Origin of the sequence: Mesorhizobium sp. M2A.F.Ca.ET.067.02.1.1 (assembly GCF_004023285.1) — a bacterium.
GTDB lineage: Bacteria > Pseudomonadota > Alphaproteobacteria > Rhizobiales > Rhizobiaceae > Mesorhizobium.
This window is the reverse complement of record NZ_RZSB01000428.1, coordinates 1-5,220: the sequence shown is the minus strand read 5'-3', so window position 1 is coordinate 5,220 and position 5,220 is coordinate 1. Positions and strand designations below refer to the sequence as shown.

The following is a 5,220-nucleotide window of genomic DNA, read 5'->3' as shown; positions in this document are numbered from 1 at the left end:
AAGAATGCCGTTTGTGCGCGGCAAGGACATCGGGGTCCTTTTTCCGGCGTCGGCGATCGCCCGCCGCAATCTCGAGCTCGCCAAGGAAATCGCCGGGCGCGACTATCACGACCTCTTGGTGATCTCGATCCTCAAGGGCTCGTTCGTCTTCGCCGCCGATCTCATCCGCGCCATGCATGATGTCGGCCTGTCGCCGGAAGTCGAGTTCATCTTCATCTCGAGCTATGGCGCCGGCACCACGAGCGGCGAGGTCAGGGTGCTGCGCGACATCGACAACGAGGTCGCCGGCCGCGACGTGCTTCTGATCGACGACATACTGGAATCCGGCAAGACGCTTTCCTACACCCGCGACCTGATGCTTTCGCGCGGCGCCAAGAGCTGCGCCATCGCGGTGCTGCTCGACAAGCGCATGCGCCGTCAGACCGCGCTCAACGCCGACTATGTCGGCTTCGACTGCCCGGACTATTTCGTGGTCGGCTACGGCATGGATGTCGCCCACGCGTTTCGCGAACTGCCGTTTGTCGGGGTGGTGAAGGGCGACGCCTGAAGAGCCCCCGTTTCGCCCCGAAAAGCCGCTGATCGTTAGAATTTTCAGAAAACGTCAACGTTTCGGCGGCATCTATCTCGGCATGGCAAAGCTTCTGATCGTCGAGGACGATGAGTCCGTCCGCACCCTCGCCGCCCGCGCGCTGGAGCGCGACGGCCATGATGTCACCGTCGCCCCCGATGGGTCGCAAGGGCTGGACGCGATCCGGCAGGCCCGCGGCGGCTACGATCTGGTGGTGTCCGACATCCGTATGCCGGAGATGGACGGCATCGAGATGGCGACTGCCGCCGCAAGAGAGTTCCCGACGCTGCGGATCATGCTGATGACCGGCTATGCCGACCAGCGCGAGCGCGCCGAGGAGCTCAACGGCATCATCCTCGACGTCGTGCAGAAGCCGTTCACGCTTGCCGAGATCCGCGCCCGCGTCGGCAAGGCGTTAAGCTGCTTCGCTTGAGACCGCACCGGCCGCGGGTGCTGCGCTTCGCCGGCGCTCGCCGTTGAGCGCAAGCAGGCCGGCGCCGATGATCAGCGCCGCGCCGAGCACGGTCGTCTCGCGCGGCACTTCGGCGAAGAACAGGAAACCCCACAGCGGCGACCACAGGATGCCGGTGTATTCGAAGGTGGCGACGCGGTTGGCCGGCGCCATGCGGTAGGCCTGCGACAGCAGGATCATGCCGGCGGAAGCGACGAAGCCGCAAGCGGCCATCTTCAGGAAATCAGGCATCGTCGGCCACACCCATGGCCGCACCAGGAATTCGACGCTCGGATGCGCCGCATGGGTGATGCCGGCGAGATGGAAGACGGTCGCAACCGCGACGGCGCCGCTGAGATAGGCGCCGTTCTGGTAGAAGGCCATCACGGTCGATGATTCGGTGTCGCCGATGCGGCGCGCCATCAACTGCGAAAAGCCGTATAGGAAGGCCGAGCCCAGCGACAGCAGCGCCGCCCAGTCGAACACGCCGGCGCCCGGACGCACCATCACCAGCACGCCGACAAGGCCGATCAGCACCGTCGCCAGCGTCTTCCACGAGACGCGCTCGCCGAGATAGGGGCCGGCCATCGCCATGATGAACAGCGGCGCCATGAAATAGAGCGCCACCGCGTCTGCCAGGGGCAAGGCAGCGATCGCGAGATAATAGACCGTATAGGACGAGAACTGGATGAAGGCGCGCAGCGTCAGCAGGCCGAAGCGCTTGGACAGCACCGCCTTCAGGCCGACATCGGCCTGGACGATGACGATCAGGATCGGCAGCGCGACGATGGCGCGGATCGCCATCACCTCGGTCACCGGATAGCCGCCCGACACCGCCTTCACCAGCGGATCCTGCAGAGAAAAGACCAGCACGCCGAGGCAGAGGCTCAGAATGCCAAGCACCAACCGGTTCCGCATCAGTCTCGGCCCCCCCCCGCGAGCCGCATCGATATTCATTTCACGCAATTCCGGACGGAAAACCGCAAGCACTTTTCCTGGAATTGCTCCTAGAGCAGGATGACGCTTCGTTGAACCGTCATTCTGCTCCAACTCTTGTTGTTTGAGCATGATCTCGCCCGAAAACCGGTTCCCACTTTCCGCTGACGCGGTCCTTCGGCTCGGGATCATGCTCTTAAAAAGAACCCGCTACCGTTTCGGGCAGCGGGTACGAGTGAGGACTCTTCGATTGTCCGCGGCCGACTCGCGACCGCATATACAATGGGTATGGGAACTATCCTGCGGCGTTTGACATGTTGCAAGCGAATTGAAATGATGCCAGCAATCAGATTTGCTTATGGCGGTTTTCGATGAGACCAGTCCTCGACAGCGACCTCCTGCGCACCTTCGTGGCGGTGGCCGAAACCGGCAATTTCACGCGCGCGGCGGAGAAAGCCGGGCGCACGCAATCGGCCGTGTCCATGCAGATGAAGAAGCTGGAGGACATGGTCGGCGACAATCTGTTCGAGCGCGGCTCGCGCGGCGTGGCGCTGACGCGCCGCGGCGGCGAGTTGATCGCCAATGCGCGCCGGATCGTCTCGCTGCTCGACGAAACGGCTGCCTCGCTGGTGGCGCCGCCGCTTGGCGGGCTGGTGCGCATCGGCATCCCGGCCGAATATGGCCGCTCGATCCTGTCGCGGGCGCTGGGCGAATTCGCCAAGCGCCATCCGCGCGTCGAGGTCACGGTGCGCTACGCGCATTCGGATTCGCAGGTGAGGGCGCTCGCGGCCGGCGAGCTCGATCTCGCCGTGGTGTTCGAATGGGAGGGCTCTTCCGGCGGCGAGGTGCTGATGCACGACCCGACGGTCTGGGTGACCTCGACGCTGCACCGCATGCATGAGGAGCGGCCGGTGCCGATCGCGCTCTACAGCCGCAACGGCTGGTGCCGCGACTTCGCCATCAAGTCGCTTCAGCAGCGCGGCCTCGATTACCGCGTCGCTTACACCAGCGACACCAATGGCGGCCTGACGCTCGCGGTGACTTCCGGCCTGGCGATCGCGCCCATCTCGCGCAGCAACATTCCGCCCGATTGCCGGGAACTGACGGCCGCCGACGGCTTTGGCGACATCGATTCGTCAAACGTCGTCCTGCATCGCAATCCGCTCGCGACCGGCGAGGCGATCGACGGCATGGAAAACGCGATCCGCGACGCCTTCATGCTGACAAGGCAGGTCGCGCCTGCGGCATAGATACCGACGCACAGCGATCCTTCGCGCCCCCCTCTGTCCTACCGGACATCTCCCCCACAAGGGGGGAGATTGCCAGTTCCCGCGACCGCCCTTTTCCTGCGGTGTTGGTGATTGCGGCGCTGGCGATTGGCGAAAGCGGTGACGACATCCGATCTCCCCCAAGTGGGGGAGATGTCCGGCAGGACAGAGGGGGGCGCTGTCCCGCCAGCATCCCAAAAGTGGGCAAGGGCCGTCACATCCAGTCTAACAGCTGTGAGGCAGAAGCTACTTCAGCTCCAGCAGCCGTTCGAGATAGCTGCGCTCGATGTCGGGGCTGAGCGCATTGCCGAGCCGCTTGCGGATCGCGTCGAGGATCTGGCGGGCGCGCTGGACGTCGATCTCGTCGGGAACCTTGACCGAAGTGCCGTCATCGGGGCCATTGGTGGCGCGCGGCCGTCCCAGCGGGTCACGGTCGGCATTCTGCTCGCGACCGCCCTGCTCGCTGCCGCCCTGGTCACCCTGCATGGCCTGCATCTGCTTCATCATGTCCTTGGCGCCGCGGCGCAGCGCTTCCAACGCGCGGCCCTGGTGGCCAACGGCCTGGTCGCCGTCGCCCTGGCCGAGCGATTGCTCGGCGTCGCCCATCGACTTGCCGGCTTCGCCAAAACCCTCATTGGGCTCCATGCCCATGCCTTCGAGCCCTTTCTTCAGCTGGTCGAGCTCGCTCTGCAACTGGCCCTGGCCTTCCTGCAATTGCTTTAGCGCATCGGCGAAATCCTTCGGCGACATTTTCGGCCGTCCCAGCGGATCGCGGTCCTGGCCGGGGCCGGGCCTCTGCTCGTCCTGGCCCTGCTGCTGCTCGCCGTCCTCGCCGAACTGTTGTTCGCCATTGTCGCGCGAACCGCGCTGCATCTGGTCCAGGCGGAAGGTGTCGTTCATCATCTCCTGCTGGCGGCGCATGATGTCGCCGAGCTTGTCCATCTGCTGGCGCAGCTCGCTATCCTGTTCGCCGCCCTGCTGCTGGCGGCCGGCCTGCAGGTTGTTCATCATGTCCTGCAGTTCGGAGAGAAGCTGCTGCGCCTTGTCGCGATCGCCGGATTTGGCCAGGTTCTCGATCTGGTCCATCATGCGGTCGATGTCGCTCTGGCGCAGCTCGCGGCCGTTCTGCTGCATCTGCGGCGCGTTCGGGTTCTGCTGCGCGCGCTGGGCGAATTCCTGCAGGAACTGGTTCATCGCCTCGCGCAGTTCCTTCATCGCCTTCTCGATCTCCTGATCGCTGGCGCCGTTCTTGATGGCGTCCTGCAAGGCCTGCTGCGCCTGGCGCAGCCGCCGCTCGGCGGCCGAGAGATTGCCTTCCTCGATGCCGAGCGCGATCTCCCAGAGATAGGAGACGATGTTGCGCAACTGGTCGTCGCTCTCGGCGAGCTTCAGACGGCTCCTTGCGCTCATGATGGCGAGATAGTTCGACATGTTGTCGAACGTGTCCTCGGGCCGCAGCGTGATCGCGTCCATCAGGTCGAGAACGCGCGGCTTGGCGTTGGTATCCAGCGCCAACAGCCGGCGCTGCTCGATCACCGCGCGGGCCAGCGGGTTGGCGAAGGGCCGCTCCGGCATCACAAGCGTCTTGGTTTCGCTGGTCGCGGTGTGGCCGGCATCGTCGGTGACGCTCAGCGTCAGCTTGATGCCGCTGCCGGCCCAGACATGCTCGGTCAGGTCCTTGGTCGTCTTGGCCGCGTTCGTCTTGCCGCCGCGGCGCGGCAGGGTCAGCGGCAGGTCCGGCGGGCCGTAGAGCGGATGCGCATTGGCGGCCGGCGGGTCCGACAGCTCGAAAACGGCCCTGGCCGAGGCTGCGCCGTAATCGTCATCGATCTCGTAGTTCAGCTCCATGGAGCCGTTGACGGCGCGCTTCGGCTCGCCGACGAAGCGGATCGCCGGCGGCTTGTCGGGAATGACGGCAAAGGCCCAGTGGCCGAGATCGCTTTCGGCGGATTTCAGCGTCAGCGTGCCGTTGGTATCCAGCGTGCCGGAGAACTGGC

At 65.1% G+C, this 5,220-nt stretch carries 5 protein-coding genes; 3 read left to right on the top strand and 2 right to left on the bottom strand.

The features are described from left to right. Positions 1–4 precede the first annotated feature (4 nt). A complete protein-coding gene (hpt, locus tag EOA28_RS24095) occupies positions 5–547 on the top strand; it encodes a hypoxanthine phosphoribosyltransferase (protein WP_128315353.1) in 543 nt (180 codons plus the stop codon). Between the two features lie 82 nt (positions 548–629). Beyond that, the gene (locus tag EOA28_RS24090; RefSeq protein WP_127252570.1) at positions 630–1,001 is read left to right on the top strand and encodes a response regulator; all 372 of its coding nucleotides are present in this window, start codon (positions 630–632) and stop codon (positions 999–1,001) included. Here EOA28_RS24090 and EOA28_RS24085 read toward each other — a convergent pair. Next, entirely contained in the window at positions 984–1,937 is a 954-nt protein-coding gene (locus EOA28_RS24085; RefSeq protein WP_042643825.1) for a DMT family transporter, read from the bottom strand. The genes EOA28_RS24090 and EOA28_RS24085 overlap by 18 nt on opposite strands. Before the next feature lie 389 nt (positions 1,938–2,326). Here EOA28_RS24085 and EOA28_RS24080 point away from each other — a divergent pair, with 389 nt between their 5' ends. Then, entirely contained in the window at positions 2,327–3,205 is an 879-nt protein-coding gene (locus EOA28_RS24080; RefSeq protein ID WP_127252571.1) for a LysR substrate-binding domain-containing protein, read from the top strand. A gap of 264 nt (positions 3,206–3,469) precedes the next feature. Here the strand turns inward: EOA28_RS24080 and EOA28_RS24070 are convergent. Continuing rightward, positions 3,470–5,220, bottom strand: a 1,751-nt coding sequence (locus EOA28_RS24070; protein ID WP_128315352.1) for a TIGR02302 family protein, incomplete at its 5' end; no start/stop codon positions are given.

Coding starts and splice junctions, on each gene's coding strand:
- EOA28_RS24080 (WP_127252571.1), top strand. CDS start 2,327: ATGAGACCAGTCCTCGACAGCGACCTCCTGCGCACCTTCGTGGCGGTG.
- EOA28_RS24085 (WP_042643825.1), bottom strand. CDS start 1,937: ATGCGGAACCGGTTGGTGCTTGGCATTCTGAGCCTCTGCCTCGGCGTG.
- EOA28_RS24090 (WP_127252570.1), top strand. CDS start 630: ATGGCAAAGCTTCTGATCGTCGAGGACGATGAGTCCGTCCGCACCCTC.
- hpt (WP_128315353.1), top strand. CDS start 5: ATGCCGTTTGTGCGCGGCAAGGACATCGGGGTCCTTTTTCCGGCGTCG.